General features: G+C 65.3%; 16 protein-coding genes. 6 read left to right on the top strand and 10 right to left on the bottom strand.

Annotated elements, in window-relative coordinates; translation table 11 throughout:
• A partial coding sequence (locus tag JOY90_RS00990) for an AMP-binding protein (protein ID WP_291689308.1) occupies window positions 1–1,410 on the bottom strand: 1,410 nt, incomplete at its 3' end.
• A 60-nt stretch (window positions 1,411–1,470) separates the two neighbouring features.
• The gene (locus tag JOY90_RS00985; protein WP_291689307.1) at window positions 1,471–2,079 is read right to left on the bottom strand and encodes a TetR/AcrR family transcriptional regulator; all 609 of its coding nucleotides are present in this window, start codon (window positions 2,077–2,079) and stop codon (window positions 1,471–1,473) included.
• Between the two features lie 173 nt (window positions 2,080–2,252).
• Here JOY90_RS00985 and JOY90_RS00980 point away from each other — a divergent pair, with 173 nt between their 5' ends.
• The 5 genes from JOY90_RS00980 to JOY90_RS00960 are packed head-to-tail and all read left to right on the top strand — an operon-like array spanning window position 2,253 to window position 8,507.
• Entirely contained in the window at window positions 2,253–3,488 is a 1,236-nt protein-coding gene (locus JOY90_RS00980) for an ABC transporter substrate-binding protein (protein ID WP_291689306.1), read from the top strand.
• A gap of 10 nt (window positions 3,489–3,498) precedes the next feature.
• A complete protein-coding gene (locus JOY90_RS00975; RefSeq protein WP_291689305.1) occupies window positions 3,499–4,377 on the top strand; it encodes a branched-chain amino acid ABC transporter permease in 879 nt (292 codons plus the stop codon).
• 2 nt (window positions 4,378–4,379) lie between these two features.
• On the top strand, window positions 4,380–6,161 hold the full coding sequence (locus JOY90_RS00970; protein ID WP_291689304.1) for a branched-chain amino acid ABC transporter ATP-binding protein/permease: 1,782 nt from the start codon (window positions 4,380–4,382) through the stop codon (window positions 6,159–6,161).
• Window positions 6,158–6,916: an ABC transporter ATP-binding protein gene (locus JOY90_RS00965; RefSeq protein WP_291689303.1), complete on the top strand. Its 759-nt coding sequence runs from the start codon at window positions 6,158–6,160 to the stop codon at window positions 6,914–6,916. Before JOY90_RS00970 ends, JOY90_RS00965 begins: the two co-directional genes overlap by 4 nt.
• A 10-nt stretch (window positions 6,917–6,926) precedes the next feature.
• Window positions 6,927–8,507 (top strand): acyl-CoA carboxylase subunit beta, encoded by a 1,581-nt coding sequence (locus JOY90_RS00960; RefSeq protein ID WP_291689302.1) that lies wholly within the window; start codon window positions 6,927–6,929, stop codon window positions 8,505–8,507.
• A gap of 39 nt (window positions 8,508–8,546) precedes the next feature.
• On the opposite strand, the gene JOY90_RS00955 is transcribed toward JOY90_RS00960, so the two are convergent.
• The 7 genes from JOY90_RS00955 to JOY90_RS00925 all read right to left on the bottom strand — a co-directional run bounded on the left by JOY90_RS00955 (window position 8,547) and on the right by JOY90_RS00925 (window position 16,017).
• A complete protein-coding gene (locus tag JOY90_RS00955) occupies window positions 8,547–9,248 on the bottom strand; it encodes an ABC transporter ATP-binding protein (RefSeq protein ID WP_291689301.1) in 702 nt (233 codons plus the stop codon).
• Entirely contained in the window at window positions 9,241–9,975 is a 735-nt protein-coding gene (locus JOY90_RS00950) for an ABC transporter ATP-binding protein (RefSeq protein WP_291689300.1), read from the bottom strand. The genes JOY90_RS00955 and JOY90_RS00950 overlap by 8 nt, the downstream gene beginning before the upstream one ends.
• The gene (locus tag JOY90_RS00945; RefSeq protein WP_291689310.1) at window positions 9,962–10,999 is read right to left on the bottom strand and encodes a branched-chain amino acid ABC transporter permease; all 1,038 of its coding nucleotides are present in this window, start codon (window positions 10,997–10,999) and stop codon (window positions 9,962–9,964) included. The genes JOY90_RS00950 and JOY90_RS00945 overlap by 14 nt, the downstream gene beginning before the upstream one ends.
• A gap of 55 nt (window positions 11,000–11,054) precedes the next feature.
• Window positions 11,055–12,275 carry a substrate-binding protein gene (locus JOY90_RS00940; RefSeq protein ID WP_291689299.1) on the bottom strand — a complete coding sequence of 407 codons (1,221 nt, stop codon included), beginning with the start codon at window positions 12,273–12,275 and terminating at the stop codon, window positions 11,055–11,057.
• Between the two features lie 4 nt (window positions 12,276–12,279).
• Entirely contained in the window at window positions 12,280–13,137 is an 858-nt protein-coding gene (locus JOY90_RS00935) for a branched-chain amino acid ABC transporter permease (protein ID WP_291689298.1), read from the bottom strand.
• Between the two features lie 36 nt (window positions 13,138–13,173).
• Window positions 13,174–14,688 (bottom strand): amidase, encoded by a 1,515-nt coding sequence (locus JOY90_RS00930; protein ID WP_291689297.1) that lies wholly within the window; start codon window positions 14,686–14,688, stop codon window positions 13,174–13,176.
• A 150-nt stretch (window positions 14,689–14,838) separates the two neighbouring features.
• Window positions 14,839–16,017, bottom strand: a complete 1,179-nt coding sequence (locus tag JOY90_RS00925; RefSeq protein ID WP_291689296.1) for a substrate-binding domain-containing protein — start codon at window positions 16,015–16,017, stop codon at window positions 14,839–14,841.
• Window positions 16,018–16,223: 206 nt separating this feature from the next.
• On the opposite strand from JOY90_RS00925, the gene JOY90_RS00920 reads away from it, so the two are divergent.
• The gene (locus tag JOY90_RS00920; RefSeq protein WP_291689295.1) at window positions 16,224–16,667 is read left to right on the top strand and encodes a MarR family transcriptional regulator; all 444 of its coding nucleotides are present in this window, start codon (window positions 16,224–16,226) and stop codon (window positions 16,665–16,667) included.
• A gap of 63 nt (window positions 16,668–16,730) precedes the next feature.
• On the opposite strand, the gene JOY90_RS00915 is transcribed toward JOY90_RS00920, so the two are convergent.
• The gene (locus JOY90_RS00915) at window positions 16,731–17,636 is read right to left on the bottom strand and encodes an ABC transporter ATP-binding protein (protein ID WP_367276864.1); all 906 of its coding nucleotides are present in this window, start codon (window positions 17,634–17,636) and stop codon (window positions 16,731–16,733) included.
• Between the last annotated feature and the right edge of the window lie 29 nt (window positions 17,637–17,665).

The raw sequence follows: 17,665 nt of genomic DNA, 5'->3' as shown, positions 1-17,665 counted from the left end.
TGCCGCCACGACCGCCATCACCTCGTCCTCGCCGTATTCGCTGGGCACGCCGATGACAGCGGTTTCGCGCACCTTGGGATGCGCGCCGATTTCGGCCTCGACCTCGAACGACGAGATATTCTCGCCGCGGCGGCGGATGGCATCCTTCATGCGATCGACGAAGAAGAAATTGCCGGCCTCGTCGCATCGAAAAGCATCGCCGGTATGGAACCAACCGTTGCGCCAGGCGCGCGCGGTCGCTTCGGGATTGGCGTTGTAGCCGTGGTTCATGGTCCAGGGCTCATCGGCGCGTACGATCAATTCGCCGACGGTGCCGTGCGGCACTTCCATGTCGTTCTCGTCGACCACGCGCGCATCGAAGCCGGCACGAATCCGCCCGCAGGTCTTGGGCACGTCCGGATTCTTCTCCGACAGGATCGGGCACGAGATTTCCGTCATGTTGAAGACGGTGTAGATGTCTACGCCGAAGCGCGCGGTGAACTCGGCCGCGTCCTCGGCGAGCGGCACCATCACCACCTGGCGGAGGGTGTGATCGCGATCGCGCGGCGTCGGCGCAGCCTTCATCAGGAACGGGATCATCGCGCCCAGCAGCGTCATGGTCGTCGTGCCGGTGCTGCGCACGGTGTCCCAGAAAGTATCGGTATCGAAGGCTTCCACCAGCGCGATCGAGCCGCCGCGCACCAGCATGCGGTAGACGCCGCTGGTGCCGCCAACATGGAACAGCGGCAGATTCACCAGCGCCCGATCCTCCGACGTCACCGTATCGATTGCCTCCGTGGTCGCGGCGAGATGCCGATAGGACGACAGCACGCCCTTCGACGGACCGGTGGTGCCCGAGGTGTAGATGATGGCGTGGGTGTCCCACGGCATGATCGCGCGGGGCGGATCGGTGGGCTCGCCGGTCGCCACCGACAGCGCCTCCTCGCCGAGACAGCGGAATCCCTTCAATCCGGCCGGCGCGTGGCCGGAGACGGTCACGAGCGTGTCGAGCGCAGCCGTGTCGACTTCGGTCAGCCTTTCCGCGAGCCGCGCATCGGCGATCATCAGCCTTGACCCGGAATTCCTGATCACATGCGCGAGCAGCCGCCCGCGATAGGAGACATTCACCGGCACGTAGACCGCACCGATGTAGTTCAGCGCGAACCAGACCGCGATCGCGTGCGGGCCATTCGGCAGCCAGGACAGCACGAAATCGTCCTGCTTGACGCCCAGCGCCTGAAGACTCGCGGCGACCTTACGCACATTGGCGCGCAGGCGCGCATAGCTCCATTCGTCGCCGGTGGAAAACAAAACGAAGGTCCGGTCGCCACGCTCCCTCGCATAGCGCTCGACCAGATTGCGCAGCACATACCTGTCCGCCGCCGACGGGCGTTTGTCGCCACCGTTGTCGCCACCGTTGTCGCCACTCATGGGCGCCTCCCATTGTGCCGCCTGAAGCGGTCGTTTTGTCGCCTGGGCGCGACTGCGCCGTCAGGCGGTCTTTCGCCGCGGCATGCCAGCGCGGACGTCCGCCACCGCGCCCTGTTTGCACAGGCCGGTGTCGATGAAGGCGTGGATCTGCGCGCGGTTCGCGGCAAGCTGCGCCGCGTCGCCTTCGAGCAGCGACTGGATGATCAGGCCGCGCAGCATGCCGACGAGGATGTTCGCCGTCTTGGTGCAATCGACGCCGGCGCGCAGCTCGCCGCGACGCTTGGCTTCCCCGAGATGACTGCGAAATCCGTCGTGGAAGCTCGCGCTGAGTGCGCGGGTGCGCGGCTGCAGCTCCGGGATGGCGCACAGCGATTCAACGAACAGGGAGTAGAGCGCAGCCGTGGCGATGGGACTCGCGCAGGCGCTGTCGATATGGGCGTCGATCCGCGCCCGCACCGCAGCGAGGCCTGCCCGACCCCCAAGCGCCGCGCGCACGCGCTCGGCGAACCAGTGCTCCATGAAATCCACCAGCGCGTTCAACAGCGCGAGCTTGGTCCCGAAACGCTCGGCCGGGAGGCCGCGGCTGAAGCCGGCGGCGACGCCGATCTCCGCCAGCGATGCCCCCGCCGCGCCCTTCTGCGCGATGATGTTCATGGCGGCACGCAACATGCGCCCGTCCGAGGCGCGCCGCCGCTCGTCCTGCCGCGACGGCGATTTCGGCCTGGACCCGGGCTGCGACAAAATCATAAGTTATGTTATTATTCCACTTGCTGGTCCACTAGCAAGTCATATGATGGGCACCGAGCGGCCCCGAAGAGCTGCCCATTTTGGGAGAGAAACGCATGCGACTGACGCCCGCAGTCCCGCTGCTTCGCCGCGACGTCATCGACCGGCGTGCATTCCTACGTCTTGCCGCCCAGGCTGGTGTCGCCTTCGGCCTCGGGAGTCCGGCTTTCGCGCAGCAGCAGCCCTTCAAGCTCGGCTGGATCCGGCCGACGACCGGTCGCCTCGCCTCCTCGTTTGCACCGCTTTACATCGGCGGACTGATTGCCGTCGACGAAATCAATGCGGCGGGCGGCATCCTCGGACGCCCCATCATGCGCGTCGAGGAGGACGACGAGGCTTCGCCCGCGAAGGAGCCCGGCATCGTGCGCAAGCTCCGGGAGCAGGAAATCGCCTGCTTTGTCGGCCCGACCGGCTCATCGCAGTCGCTGGCGTCGATTGCCGCCACGACCTCCGCGAGGACGATTCAGTCGACCTATGCCGCGGCGGCCGAGGCCGGCGATGGCAAGAAATACCCCTATCACTACCAGATCATGTTCAACACCGACCAGCAGGCCGAGGTCTGCGTCGACTATATGGTGCAAGAGCTCGGCCTGAAGAAGATCGGCATCCTGCAGGAGAACACCGCGTTCGGCGAGCAGGCGGCAGCCGCCACCAAGGCGCTGCTCCAGAAGAAGTTCGGCCTCACGCCGGTCAGCGAGCAGGTCTATCCGATCGCAGCTCCCGACCTGTCGGCCTATGTCGCCAATTTGCAGAAGGCCGGCGCCGACGGCGTGATGGGGTGGATCGCCAACGTTCCCAATGCGGCGATGATCTTCAACGCCATGAAGACCCTGAAGTGGTTCCCCGCGGTCGCCGGTCATAGCGGACTGATGCTGCCGGCCCTGTTCGATCTGGTGCCGGCCGAAGCCGTGAAGAACGTGTTCGCGACCTATTATCGCAATTTCAGCTGGACCGATACCGAGCAGCCCGGCGAGCGTCAGGTCGCCTTCGCAAAGAAGCTCGCGCAATATCCGGAAGCAAAGGGATTTGAAGTCAACGTCGCGGCGGCGCCCTATTACGACTTCCTCTATTGCCTCAAGACCGCGATCGAGACGGAGAAAAGCTTCGAGCCCGAAGCGATCAAGCGCGGGCTCGACAATCTCAAGAACGTCAGGGGCCTCTTGGGCGACATCTCGTTCACGACGGAGAACCATTCTGGCATCGGCGAGAAGGACGTCGTCCTCGTGTCGGTCGCCTCGGGCCAGGACCCGCGCGCCATGGGCTGCCTGCGCGCCCGAGCGGCGGGACAGTGAAGGCACGCTGATGGATTTCGACGTCGTCGCCCACGGAATAGTCGCTGGCAGCCTGTATGCGCTGGTCGCGGTCAGCTTCAATATCCTGTACAGGCCGACCAACGTCTTCAATTTCGCGCAAGGCGAGCTCGTGATGCTCGGCGCGATGATCTTCGCGAGCGCCACCTCTCTCGCCGGCATGCCGTGGTTCGCGGCCTTCGTGGCGACGCTCGTGGCCGTCGGGCTGATCGGGCTCGTCGAGGAGCGCATCGCGGTCGCCCCGATCCTTGCCCGCTCGCAGACGGGAACCGGCTGGGTCATCACCACGCTCGCGGTGTCGCTGATCATCTCGAACCTGGTCGGGCGCTTCTGGGGACCTGATCCGATCCTGGTCAAGCCACCCGAGCCGCTCAGCATGGAGGCGCTCGATCTCGGGCCGTCGCGCATCTCGTCCTACGAAATCATGCTCGTCATCGTCACCATCGTCCTGGTCGCGATCGTCGAGAGCGCCTACCGCACGCTGAAGGGCAAGGCGGTGATGGCGGTCGCCGAAGACCGCGAGGCAGCGCTGTTGCGCGGCATCGATCCCGGCAGCCTCCGCCGCTGGTCGTTCTTTCTCGGCGCCGCCTTCGCCGCCATGACCGGCGTGCTCGCCGCACCCATCCTCTACGCCTCGACTTCGCTCGGGCCAGACCTGCTGCTGAAAGGCTTTGCGGCCGCCGCCGTCGGGTCGATCGGCAACAACCGCGGCGCGCTCATCGCCGGATACCTTATCGGCGTGACGGAGGCTCTCGGCGCGTCGCTGTTGTCGCCCGGCTATCAGGAGGCGGTGATCTTCATCGTCGTGCTGACAGTCCTGCTGCTGCGGCCACAGGGTCTGTTCGGCAGTTCCACCGCGCGGACGGTCTGACCATGCCGCTCCGCGCTGCACTTCCTCTCGTGTTTCAGGCCGCGGCGATCGCGATCGCGTTGCTGCTTCCCGCCTTCGTCGGCGCCAATTCCTACGCGTTGTTCGTTGCGACGCAGCTCGGCATCTACGTCATCGCCGCGATCGGCCTCAACCTTCTGGCCGGCTATGCGGGACAGGTTTCGCTCGGTCACGCCGCCTTCGTCGCCATCGGCGCCTATTCGGTCGCGCTGCTGACCGTCGACCATCACTGGTCGTTCTGGGCGGCGGCGGCTCTCGGCATGGTGCTCGCAGCCGGCCTTGGCATGCTGGCGGTCCTGCCCGCCTTCCGCCTCAACACCTGGTATTTCGCCTTCATCACGCTCGCCTTTGCGCTGGTGTTCGAGAAGATGATCGTCGAGTGGCGCTGGCTGACCAAGGGATTTGCCGGGGTCGTCGGCGTGCCTCCACCATCGGCCTTCGGCTTCGAATTCGGGCCGAGGCCACTCTACTTCACCGTCGTCCTCGTCACGGTCATTGCCTTCATCCTGGTGCGCAATGTCGTGCATTCGCGCTTCGGCTGCGCCTTCGTGGCGGTGCGCGACGTCGAGCCGGCCGCGCTCGCGGTCGGCGCCTCGCCACAGCTTGCGAAGCTCACGGCCTTCGTAATCTCGGCGGCGCTCGCGGGCATCGCCGGCGCCTTCTTCGCCGTGCAGAAGACGGTGGTCACGCCGGACGATTTCACCGCCGATTTCTCCATCTTCTTCCTGCTCACCGTCGTGCTGGGCGGCCTCGGCACGCTGTGGGGTCCGATCATCGGCGCCCTCGTGTTCTTCCTCATTCCGGAATTGCTGGCGGGCCTGCAGAGCTGGCGCATGCTGATCTATGGCGGCCTCCTGCTCGGCCTCATGCTGTTCGCGCCGCACGGGCTCTTTGGCGCGCTGCGTCAGGGCTGGCGACGCTTTGCTCCGCAGGCCGCGACGCCGGTTTTGGCTGCTGAGCGCGCCGAACATCCACCCATCGCCGGGCTTCCGCTTCAAGTCTCCGGTTTGCGCAAACGATTCGGGGGCGTGCTGGCGCTCGACGCTGTGGATTTTCACGCGCCCGCCGGAAGCTGCTGCGCGATCGTCGGGCCCAACGGTTCGGGCAAGACCACGCTGCTCAACCTGGCGAGCGGTTATTATGTGCCCGATGCCGGCAGCGTGAAGATCGGCAGGGTCGAGATGCTGGGCTCGAGCGCGCCAAGGATCGCCACGCGTGGCGTCGGCCGCACCTTTCAGACGCCGCGGCTGGTCGCGGACCTCAGCGCGCTCGACAACGTCATGCTCGGCGCCTACACGCGCGAACGCGCGAACCTGCTCTCGATCGCGCTGCGGCTGCCCTCTGCACGCGCCGAGGCGCACCGCCTGCGGGAGGAAGCGTTGGGCTTTCTCCATTTTGTCGGCGTCGCCGATCGCGCGGAGACGGAAGCCGGCGAGATACCGCACGGCCAGCAGCGCCTGGTCGAGATCGCCCGCGCCATGATGGGCGGCGCCCGGCTGATCCTGCTCGACGAGCCGGCTGCAGGGTTGTCGATGTCGGAGCTCGAGCGGCTGGAAAGGCTGATCGCGCGCATCTGCGAGCTCGGCGCGACCATCGTCATCGTCGAGCATCATCTCGATCTCGTCGCCAATATCGCGAGCCATGTCACGGTGCTCGATCGCGGAACAGTGCTGGCCGCCGGCAAGCCGGCCGAGGTCTTCAAGGACGAGCGGGTGATGCGGGCCTATATGGGCGAGCGCGCGCTGAAGACGGGAGCGCCGGCATGAAGGCGCCAGGCGGCCCACCCCTGCTCTCTGTACGCAACCTCGACGCCGGCTACGGCCACGTCCGCGTGCTCCAAAACGTCTCGCTCTCCGTCGACGCAGGACGCATCGTTGCGCTGGTCGGTCGCAACGGCGCCGGCAAGTCGACGCTGCTGCGCACGCTGTCCGGCCTCAACCGAGCCGCATCAGGCGAAATCACCTTCGACGGGCAGAACATCGCGGGCCTACGGCCGCATGCCATCGTTGCCGCCGGCCTGCTCCACGTCGCCGAAGGCCGCCGCCTGTTTCGCCGCCAGAGCGTGGCCGACAACATCGAGCTCGGGCGCTACGGCCTGCGGCTCGGCGCGGAACAGCACCGGCAGCGCATGGACCGCATCCATGAGCTGTTCCCGGTGCTGCAAGAGAAGAAGGACTTGCCCGCGGGCGGCCTGTCGGGCGGACAGCAGCAGATGCTGGCGATCGCACAGGCGATGATGCGCGAGCCGAAGCTGTTGATGCTGGACGAGCCTTCGCTCGGGCTCGCGCCCGTGCTGGTCGACCAGGTGCTGTCAGCCATCCTCACGTTGCGCGCCCAGCGCGTCGCCATTCTCTTGGTCGAGCAGATGGTCGAGCGTGCCCTCGAAATCGCCGATGAGGCCTGTGTCATGCAGAACGGCCGGATGATCGCGAGCGGCCCGGCGAACGAGATCGCCACGGGCGATGCGCTGCGCGCGGCCTTCATGGGCGACCACGGCGCGCCGGGCCATCTCCAATCTTGACGAGCGGACCATGAAACATCATCCCGATGCCGGACAGCGGCAGATTCTCGAAGCCATCGAGTCCGAGCGCGCCAGGCTGATGGACACGGCACGGCCGGACGCGATGAAACGGCTCGCCGAGCGCGGCCGGCTTTCGCCACGCGCCCGCATCGAACGTCTCGTCGACCTCGGCACGTTCGACGAGATCGGCGCCCTCGCCTCCTCCGAGCCGGAGGAAGGCAAGCCGCATCCGCGCGAAAAATCGCCTGCTGACGGCGTCGTCACCGGCACGGCGCACATTGACGGCCGGCCGGTGGTCATCGTCGCGCAGGATTTCAGCATCTTCGGCGGCAGCATCGGCAAGCTCGGCAGCGCCAAGACCCAGCGCATGGTGAAGATCGCGATCCGCCGCGGCCTCCCTGTTGTCATGCTGCTCGACGGCGGCGGCCACCGCATCCAGGATGGCCAGAGCTCCCGTCATTTCGCGCAGGCCAACGGCATGTTCCACGACCTGGCGCGGGCCTCGGGCTGGATCCCCATGGTGGCGCTCATGCTCGGTGCCGGCTTTGCCGGGCCGACCAACTATGCCGGGCTCGCCGACTTCGTCGTCATGGTGCGCGGCCAGTCGGTCATGGGCCTCGCCGGCCCCGCGTTGGTGAAGGCCGGAACCGGCGAAGACACCGATCAGGAAAGCCTCGGCGGCGCCGAGGTGCAGGTCGACAAGCAGGGGCTCGCCGATCTCGGCGTCGGCAGCGAGGACGAGGCGTTCGCCGCCGCGCGGCGTTTCCTGTCCTATCTGCCCGGCAACGCGCGAAAGCCGCTGCCCTTCGTCGCGACCGACGATCCCGCCGATCGCGGCGAGGACGCCCTGCTCGACATCGTGCCGGTCTCGACGCGCCGCGCCTACGACATGCGCAGGATCATCGAGGGCATTGCCGACGTGGGGAGCCTGTTCGAGATCAAGCCGACGTTCGCGGCCAACATTGTCACGACTTTCGCGCGGATCGGCGGACGGCCTGTCGGTTTCATCGCCAACCAGCCGCTACGGGTGGGCGGCATTCTCGACGCCAATGCCTGCGAGAAAGGCGCACATTTCATCGCGCTCTGCGACGCGTTCGGCCTGCCGCTGATATCGCTGATCGATGTTCCCGGCTTCTATATCGGCTCGGCGGCGGAGCGAACGACGCTCGGGCGCCGCAGCGCCAAGCTGATCTTCGAATGGGGCCATGCCAGCGTGCCCCGCGTCTCCGTGGTGATCCGCAAGGGGTTTGGGCTCGGCTATTTCGCCATGAATGGCGGCCGTGCCTTCGACGCCGACGCGAGCTTCGCCTGGCCGTCGGCACAGATCTGCGCCATGTCGATCGAAGGCGCAATCGATGTCGCTTTCCGCAAGGACTACATGGCCGCGACCGACCCGCGGGCCCGGCGGCAGCAGATGATCGAGGAGACGCGCGCCCAGACCGCCTCGATTCATGCCGCCGAAGGCTTTGGCGTCGATGACGTGATCGATCCGCGCACCACGCGGCGGCGGATCATCGAAATTCTCGACCAGGCGCCGCCGCGCCGCGAACCGGATCATCCTCCGAAATTCCGGTCGATCGCACCGATCTAGCTAAAGGCGTGAATGCGGAGGATATGGGGGCTGCCGAGCTTACGGCGCGAGATATCGCAGCAGCTCGGGGCTGTTGCGCACGTCACCCGCGCTTCCTTGCAGGGCGACCCGGCCGCGGTCGAGGACATAGGCGTAATCCGCCACCCGCAATGCGAGATCGAGGTGCTGCTCCACGATGACGACCGCGATCTCCCCGGCGAGCTCGATCAGCCGCTCGGTGATCTCCTCGATCACACCGACCCAGACGCCCTCGGTCGGCTCGTCCAACAGCAGCAGCGACGGCTCGCCGAGCATCGCGCGCCCGATCGCCAGCATCTTGCGTTCACCGCCGGACAGCGTGCCGGCCGGCTGGTCGAGACGCTGTCCGAGTTTTGGGAAAATGGTCAACACCCGGTCGACGGCGGCGGGATTGCGGCTGGAGAGCGCGCCGACCGCGAGATTGTCGCGTACCGAAAGGCGCGCGAACACCGAATGCTCCTGCGGCACATAGCCAATGCCCATACGCACGCGCTCTTCGGTGCGGCTGCGGCTGACGTCGCGTCCGTCGAAGAACAGCTCGCCTTTCGAGGCCGCGAGCTCGCCGACGATCGTCTTCATCAGCGTCGTCTTGCCCGCGCCGTTGCGGCCGAGCACCGCCACGCCGCCGCGCCAGGGAATGCCGATGTTGACGTCGAACAGGACCTGACTGCGGCCATAGCCCGCGTCGAGGTGCCGGATATCGAGGAATTGATGCTCAGGCACGGCGCAGATAGATCTCCTGGACGCTCTTGCTGGACTGGATTTCCGCGACCGTTCCGGACGCCAGCACCCGACCCTGGTCGAGCACCGTCAGCCGGTCGCAGATGTCGCGGATGAAATCGAGGTCATGCTCCACGATGACGAGCGAGCAATGCTGCTTGATCGGCTGCAGCAGCTCGCCGGTGACGCGCCGCTCCTCCAGGCTCATGCCGCCGGTCGGCTCGTCCAGCAACAGAAGCCGCGGCTTCGCCGCTAGCGCCATCGCGATCTCGAGCCATTGCTGCTGACCATGCGACAGCGTCGCAGCCGCCTCATGGGCGCGATCGGCCAGACGAAACTGCGTCAGCATCGCCATCACCTGCTCATGCAGCGCGGTGCGCGTGCGCGAGAATACGAGGTCGAACAGCGATCCCTGCGCCTGCAGCGCGAGCAGGATGTTGTCGTAGAGCGTGAGCGTTGGCAGCACGCTGGTGATCTGGAATTTCAGGCTCATGCCGGCGCGGGCCCGCTCGGTCGGCGTCAGCCCGGTGATGTCCCGGTTCACGAAGCTGACCTTGCCCTGCGACGGCAGCTCGGCACCGGCGATGCATTTCATCAGGGTGCTCTTGCCGGAGCCGTTCGGGCCGATCAGGCCATGGAATTCGTTCTCGCCGACCGTCAGCGCCGCGCCGTCGAGCGCAGTGAGCTTGCCGAAGACCTTGACGATGTCCGAGGCCTCAAGAAGCGGCATCGCGCTTCTCCTTCGCCTTGACGCCGAAACTTCCGACGCGCTCGCGTTCTCCGAGCACGAAACTGATCAGGCCGAGCGGCCGAAACATGATGACCAGCAGCAGCAATACACCGAGAATGATCGGCCAGATGTCGCGGTAGTTGTCCGACAACCAGAAGCTGACACCTTCGATGATCGCAGTGCCGATCACCGCGCCGATCAACGTGCCGGATCCGCCGAACAGCACGTACAGCACGACCTGGGTCGAGACCACGACACCGACCATGTTGGGCCAGACGAATCCCTCGTGGAATGCATAGAGGCTGCCGGCAAGGCCGGCGATGGCCCCGCCGACCGTGAACACGATCGCCTTGAGATGCTGCGTCTGATAGCCGAAGAACGCGATCCGCGCCTCGTTCTCCCGCAAGCCCGCGAGAGCCAGCCCGAACTGCGACCGCACCAGGAAACGGCACAGCAGGTAGACGACCACGAGGATCGCAAGCGCAAGATAGTAGTAGACCGGCCCTTCCGAGAACTCGTAGCCGCCGAGCGTCATCGACGAGATCGAGGGGATGCCGTTCTGGCCGCCGAGATAGTACCAGCCGCGCGCAAGGCGGTCGGCGGCATAGGATCCCGTCAGGGTGCCGAGCGAAACGAAGATCACGCTGGACGGATTGCGGCCGAGCAGCAGGAAGCCGCCGAGCAGCAAGGAGAAGGCGAGCCCGATCAGCGCGCCTGCCGGCAGCACCAGCAGGATCGAGGTGATGTCGAGATCCCGCGCCAGCAGCGCCACGCCGTAGCCCGCCGAGCCAAAGAACAGCGCCTGACCGAAACTCATGATGCCGGCGTAGCCCCACACCAGATCGAACGACAGCGCAAACAGGGCCAGAATGACGACGCGCGTTGCGAACACCGTCAGATAGTCCTCGAGCACCAGCGGCAGGACGAGGGCGATGATCAGCACCACGCCCTCGACGATCGGCAGAACCTGGCGTGCGGCGGACCGCCGCCCCGATGATGCCGGTGCCGACGCGCCCTCGGCCAATGAAACTCCCGGCGACGCATCGGCGCCGACGGCCGGTTTTGCTGCGCCTGCCAATTCAGCATTCCTTGGGATCGACCAGACCGTCGCTGCGTCCCACGATCTCGTAGTTCCCGTTCTTGGCGACGGCCGTGTACATCTTCATCTTGCAATGCCGCTTGCCCGGCACCATCTCGGCCGGCCCGCCCGGGCCTTCCGCGATCTTGGCGTGGTCGAGCGCCGCAGCGACGGACTCGCGGTCGACCTTGCCGGCCTCCTTGACCGCAGCCTCCCACAGCTTCAGTCCGCGATAGGTGCCGGTCGCAGCGCTGCCCGCGGCGAACAGGATGTTGCCGGGATATTCCTTGTCATAGGCCGCCTGGAGCTTGGCGCTGAACGGATCGTCCTTGGTCAGCGCCTTGAAATAGTCGAGGCAGCTCGCCAGCCCCTCGATCTCGTTGGCCTGGTTGATGTTGAGCGTATTCTCATCATAGTAGACGCAAGAAAGTCTTCCGCCGCTCTTCAGGAAGCCGGCCTCATAGAGCTGCTTGAAGAAGGGGCCGACGCCCGGCGGGATCACGGTGTTGAAGACGACGTCGACCTTGTTGGAGATGACGCGGTTGACGGTGGCGCTGAAGTCGACCTGATCGAGCGGGTAATACTCCTCGAAGACGACCTCGCCGCCATTTGCCTCGATGACCTTGCGGGCATAGACGTTCAGCGTGTGCGGCCAGACGTAGTTGGCGCTCGGCAGCGCGAACTTCTTGCCGCCGTTCTTGATCAGCCAGGGAATGAATTCGTCGCACTGCTGGGCCGGTGTCGGTCCGGTGCAGAACAGATAGGGCGTGCATTCCTTGCCCTCGTAGAGCTGCGGGTAGATGTAGAGCGTCTTGCCACGGGCCACGATCGGGTCCTTGATCGCGTTGCGCATCGAGCTGGTGATGCCGCCGAGCACCATGTCGACCTTGTCGCGCTGGATCAGCTTGCGCACGTTGCCGACCGCGACCGATTCGTTGGAAGCGGTATCCTCGATGTAGAGCTCGATCGGCCGGCCGAGCAGGCCGCCTGACGCATTGATCTCCTTGATCACCATCTTGGCGACATTGGCGTCGGCATTGCCGGCATAGGCGATCGGACCGGTGAGATCGGTCGCGATGCCGACCTTGATCGGCCCCTCCGCGGCGTTGGCCCAATCCGGCCGCATCACCCAGCTTCCGACCCCGGTCGCGATGGTGCCGGATGCAAAGGCGAGGTTGGAGAGAAAACGACGCCGCGTGAGACTGATGCGATCGGCAAGCATGAGACTAAACCCCTTTTCCAGCGATGAGGCCTTGCGGCCGGAATTTGACGAAGGCGATGGCGAGCACGAAGACGAGGACGTCGGCCACCACCGGCGACATGATCCAGGGCAGCGCCGCGCTCAAGGTCCCGATGACGCCGGCTCCCGCCACCGGCCCGATGAACGACCCGACGCCGCCGACCATCACCGCGACAAAGCCCTGGATCAGGAAGCGGATGCCGAGGTCGGCAAACAGGCTGAACACCGGCACGATCAGCGCGCCGGCGAGGCCCGCCAGCGCGGCACCGAAGGCGAAGGTGGCGCCGTAGATCAGCGGCGTCGAGATGCCCGACGCGCGCGCCAGCGCCGGATTTTCAAGCGTCGCGCGCACACGCAGTCCGAAACTCGTCCGCGACAGGAGCAGATAGCATGCGCCCATCACCAGCAGCGTGATCACGATGATGGTGAAGCGCCAGGCCGAGACGTGCACGGTACCGATATCGATCGAGCCACCGATCGGCTCCGGCACCGTCAGGTAGAATCCCCCGATCAGTCCGCGGACGACTTCGCGGATGATCAGGCCGAGCGCGTAGGTGCCGAGCATGGCGACAATCGGCGTCGCATAGAAACGGCGGATGATGAGGGCTTCGAGCACGAATCCAAACGCGCCGACCAGGAACGGCGCGCCCACCATGCCCGACCACACCGGCATTCCATGGCTGTAGGCGAGATAGGTGACGTAGGCGCCGAGCAGGACGAACTCGCCTTGCGCAAAGTTGAAGATCCCCATCATGCTGGCGATGATTCCGAGTCCCAGCACGACGAGGACAATGATCGCGCCGAAGCTCAGGATTTCGAATGCCGCAACGAACGTGCTAGCCATGCCTTGGGATCCGACGGGTCCACACGAAATGTTTCCCTACATCTTCTTCCAGTCGCCGGACTGCTCGAAGGCATGCGCGGCCCGATAGATCGTGGATTCCTCGAAGTGGCGGCCGACCAGCATCAATCCGACCGGAAGGCCGTCGACCATGCCACACGGCAGTGACATCGCCGGATGGTGGGTGATATCGAACGGCGCTGTATTGGGAATCATCTCGAGCGCCCGCGCGACATAGTCTTCGCGGCTCGCATTGGGCGGCGGCAACGGCGTCGCCTTCATCGGGGTGGTCGGCATCACGAGCAGGTCGTACTGCCCGAAAGCCCTGTCATAGGCTGCGGTCAACCGGCGCGAAATATTGAGCGCCTTGCCGTAGTAGCGCGAGCCGAACGTATTGTTGATGTAGGTGCCGAACAGCAGCAGGAGCTTGGTGGTTTCCGACAGCGAATCGGCCTGGCGGCGCCAGCCGCGATGGAATTCCATCAGGGAAGTCGAATAGAGGTCTGGACGGCTCAGGCCGTAGCCATCGCCGTACATCATGGTCTGGGTCATGCCCTCGGTCCCGATCGGCATCCAGATGGCGGGCCCCATCAGATGCATGGGGATCGACACGTCCTCCACGCTAGCGCCGAAATCGCGGAACCGCTTTGCGGCTTCACGCACGCTTTCGTTCACCGCGGGCTCGGCACCAGCCTGCTCGAAACCTTCCTTGAGCACCCCGATCCTGAGCCCCTTGGCGCCGGCGCCAAGCGCCTTGGTGTATTCTTCGACCATCGGCGCCTTGATCCGCGGATCGTAGCCATCGTCGCCCGCCAGCACTTCCAGCAGCAACGCGTTGTCGGCAACCGTCGCCGTCATCGGGCCGGTATGATCGACGAATATCTCGATCGGCATCACGCCGGTGTACGGGACGAGGCCCCAGGTCGGCTTCATGCCATAAGTGCCGCAAAACGACGAGGGCATGCGGATCGAGCCGCCCTGATCGCCGCCGATCGCCATGTCGACCTCGCCGAGCGCAACCACGACGGCGCTGCCCGACGACGACCCGCCCGCCGAATAGCCCATCTTGTGCGGATTGTGCACGGGGCCCGTCGCATTGGTATGGCTTCCGCCGGAGATGCAAAAGGACTCGCAATGCACCCTGCCTACGATCTCCGCGCCGGCATCCAGCATGCGCGTGACGATGGTTGCATCGAAATCCGGTACGTAGCCCTCCAGCGTGGCCGAGCCGTTCATCATCGGCACGCCCGCCAGCATGATGTTGTCCTTGAGCGCGACCGTCTTGCCCTCGAGCTTGCCACCGGGCGCACCCTTGACCGTCGTCTTGCGGTACCAGGCGTTGCGCGGATTTTCCTCGGGCGATGGCCGGTAGCCCGGCGTGCGCGGGTATTTCACCCGTGGCACCTCGTCGGGCAGCGCGCCAACCAGATTGTAGGCATCGACCGAGGCCTGCATCAGGCCGCGAAAGGAGCCGACATCCTCGTCCGACAAGGACAGACCACACTGTTCGGCGACGGCACGAAGTTGCGCTGGGGTGGGAAGCACGACCGACACGACGCTCTCCTGATATCCTGATCCCGGGCCGCGAAGCCGCACCTTTACGTTCGGCGCCGGCGATCCGACCCGTATCGATAGTACAAACGGAAATATTTTCTTTTTCAAGTATTATTTCAGACGGGGTCGCCGGCTCGCGCGAAGCGACGCCTAGAGGGTCTTGATCAGCTTGAAGTCGAGGCCATCCGCTTCTGCGAGATACATCGGCATCTCGGCGCGTCCCTCGCGGATGACAACCGGACCACGGGCACCCATGTAGGTCACGTTCCGCGCCGCCGCGAGCAGAGCGGCGAATGATAGCGAGCCGGCGCGGTTGGCGGCCGCTTCCAGAAACCGCAACCCCTCATAGTTGGACTGGCCCACGGAGCCGATCGGCGGAGCGTGCGCACCGAACATCAGTCGACAGCAGCCCCGGAACTCGTCGTTTGCGCGCGACCCGACGCAACTGAAATAGCCGGACGCGCAGAACAGGTTCTCGGTCTTGTCGGCGCCGATGCCGAGCAGCACGGTCTCATCCATCGCGCCGGCCAGGCGCAGCGTCCTGGTGGCAAGGCCGCACTCGGCGAAGGCGCGGTTGAAGGTAATACTGTCGGTTCCGATCAGCGAGATCAGCACGACGTCGGGCCTTGCGGCGCGGATCCGCACCAAATGCGCGTCATAAGCATCCTCGCCGACCGGCACGAATTCCTCGCCCACCACACGGCCTCCGGCCTGCGCGATGTATCTCTTCACCGCGCGATGCGACTGCCAGGGCCAGACATAGTCGCTGCCGATCAGATACCACCGCGAGGCCTTCTTCACGTCGGCCAGCCACTGGATCGACGGGCGGCTCTGCCAGTGCGGCGTCTCGCCGATCGCCATCACGCCCGGCGTATGCTCGCCTCCCTCATAGACCGGCGTGTAGATGTAGGGAATCCGGTTGCGGGTGACCTTGCGCAGGGCAACGCGGACCGCGCTGATATGCGAGCCCATGATCAGGTCGACCTCATCGAAGGCGATGGCCTGCCTGGCAATGCGCGCCACCTCTTCAAGCGGACCGCCGGCGTCGTACATCGACATCTCGATTTCCCGCCCGAGAATGCCGCCGCGCCCGTTGATCTCGGCGACTGCGAGCAACGCACTGTTCGTCGAGCTCAGCCCCCATATTCCGGGAGAACCCGTGAAGGTCAGAAAATTGCCGACCCGCAGCGTCTTGCGCGCACCACGGCGCCGAGAGAAGCCGGCATCGATCGGCGGCAGTTCGAGATCGGTCGCAGTCGATGACAAGCCCCTGAATGGCAGGAGCGGCGAAACGGCACCGCAAGCCGGGAAGTCCATCGTCGAGAGCACGCCGACTCCTGTCTGGCACGCGTGAAATCAGAACGCTTCTCTGCAGTATTGGCGGGAGCCGATCAAGAACCCGGCGGCGGACGCATCCGCTTCCATTCAGGAAATATCGTAGTTGAAAATATTGAATATTCAACAATTGAAGTGCATATAGAAATGGCACTTGCTGCAACACATTCATTCAATTCGGGTCAAGACAAGTCCCAGCCGTGGCCAGACCGCCGAAAGAGAACTCCCCTATCACCGAACATCTCGCCTACCTGCTTGCGCAAGCCAACCGGGAGATCAACCGGCAATTGGAGGTGCGGCTGAGCAAGGAAGGCGTGCCTGTAGAGCAGTGGCGCATCCTGAAGGTCCTGTCGGATGGCGACGGCCATTCGATGGGTGAACTTGCCGAAGCCGTGCTGCTCAACCACCCGACGCTGACCAAGATGATCGATCGCATGGTGTCGGACACGCTGGTCTATCGCGCGCAGGATCCAAGGGACCGCCGCAAGGTTCTCATGTTCATCTCCAACCGCGGCGAGAGTCTCTGCAGGCGGCTGGACTCGCTGGCGGCCAGTCAGGAAGAGCATGTCCTGGAAAGCTATGGCGACAAGGCGACCAACGAGCTGAAGCGGCTGCTGGAAAACCTGATCGACAGCTCGAATTGAGCGCGGCTTGGCCGCGGTGATGTTGGTCGTCTTGAATGCATCGCATCGGGTAGCTCGTGCCGCCTATTGCGTCCCACTGGCGTCGTCGTCGAACAGATGGCAGGCGGCGCGGCTGTCGGGACCGGCGGCCCGGAACTCCGGCGCCTCCTGCCGGCAGCGCGCAAAGGCAAGCTCGCACCGCGGATGAAACCGGCATCCCGGCGGCGGATCGAGCAGGCTCGGCACTTCGCCGGCGATGACGGCTTGTCGCACGTGATGCGGGTCGGCCCGCGGCACGGCGTCGAGCAGCGCCTTCGAATAAGGGTGCCGCGGATTCTCGTAGATCTGGCGCTTCGGCGCGGTCTCGACGATCGCACCGGCATACATCACCGCGATCCGGGTGGAGACCGCCCGCACCACCGCGAGATCGTGCGCGATGAAGAGATAGCTCAGTCCGAACTTCTCCTGCAGGTCGAGCAGCAGGTTGACGATCTGGGCCTGCATCGAGACGTCGAGTGCCGAGACCGGCTCGTCGCACACCACGAGGCCTGGATTGAGCGCGAGCGCCCGGGCAATGACGATGCGCTGGCGCTGGCCGCCGGAGAATTCGTGCGGATAGCGCTCGGTGCTGCTCCGCGGCAGTCCCACCAATTCGAGCAGCTCGGCAACGCGGTCGTTGCGGTCCTTACGCGTATGCGTGCCGGCGATATCGATCGGCTCGGCGATCGCCGCGCCGATGCGCATGCGCGGATTGAGCGCGGCGTAGGGATCCTGAAACACGAATTGCAGGCGGGACCGCACCGCCGCGAGACCGGCGATCCCGTCGGGGCCGGTGATGTCGCGGCCGAACAGGGTGACGGTGCCACTGGTCGCCGGAACGAGGCCGACGAGGATCCGCCCCACGGTGGTCTTGCCCGAGCCGGATTCACCGACCAGCCCCAAGGTCTCGCCGAGTCCGATCTCGAGGTCGACACCGTTCAAGGCCTGCAACGTGGAGACGCCGCCGGCATGCTTGACCG

It is taken from the genome of Bradyrhizobium sp., from assembly GCF_019242285.1.
In the GTDB taxonomy this organism is placed as follows: domain Bacteria; phylum Pseudomonadota; class Alphaproteobacteria; order Rhizobiales; family Xanthobacteraceae; genus Bradyrhizobium.
Note: the sequence above shows the minus strand (reverse complement) of the source record. Positions and strands in the feature narration are given on the sequence as shown.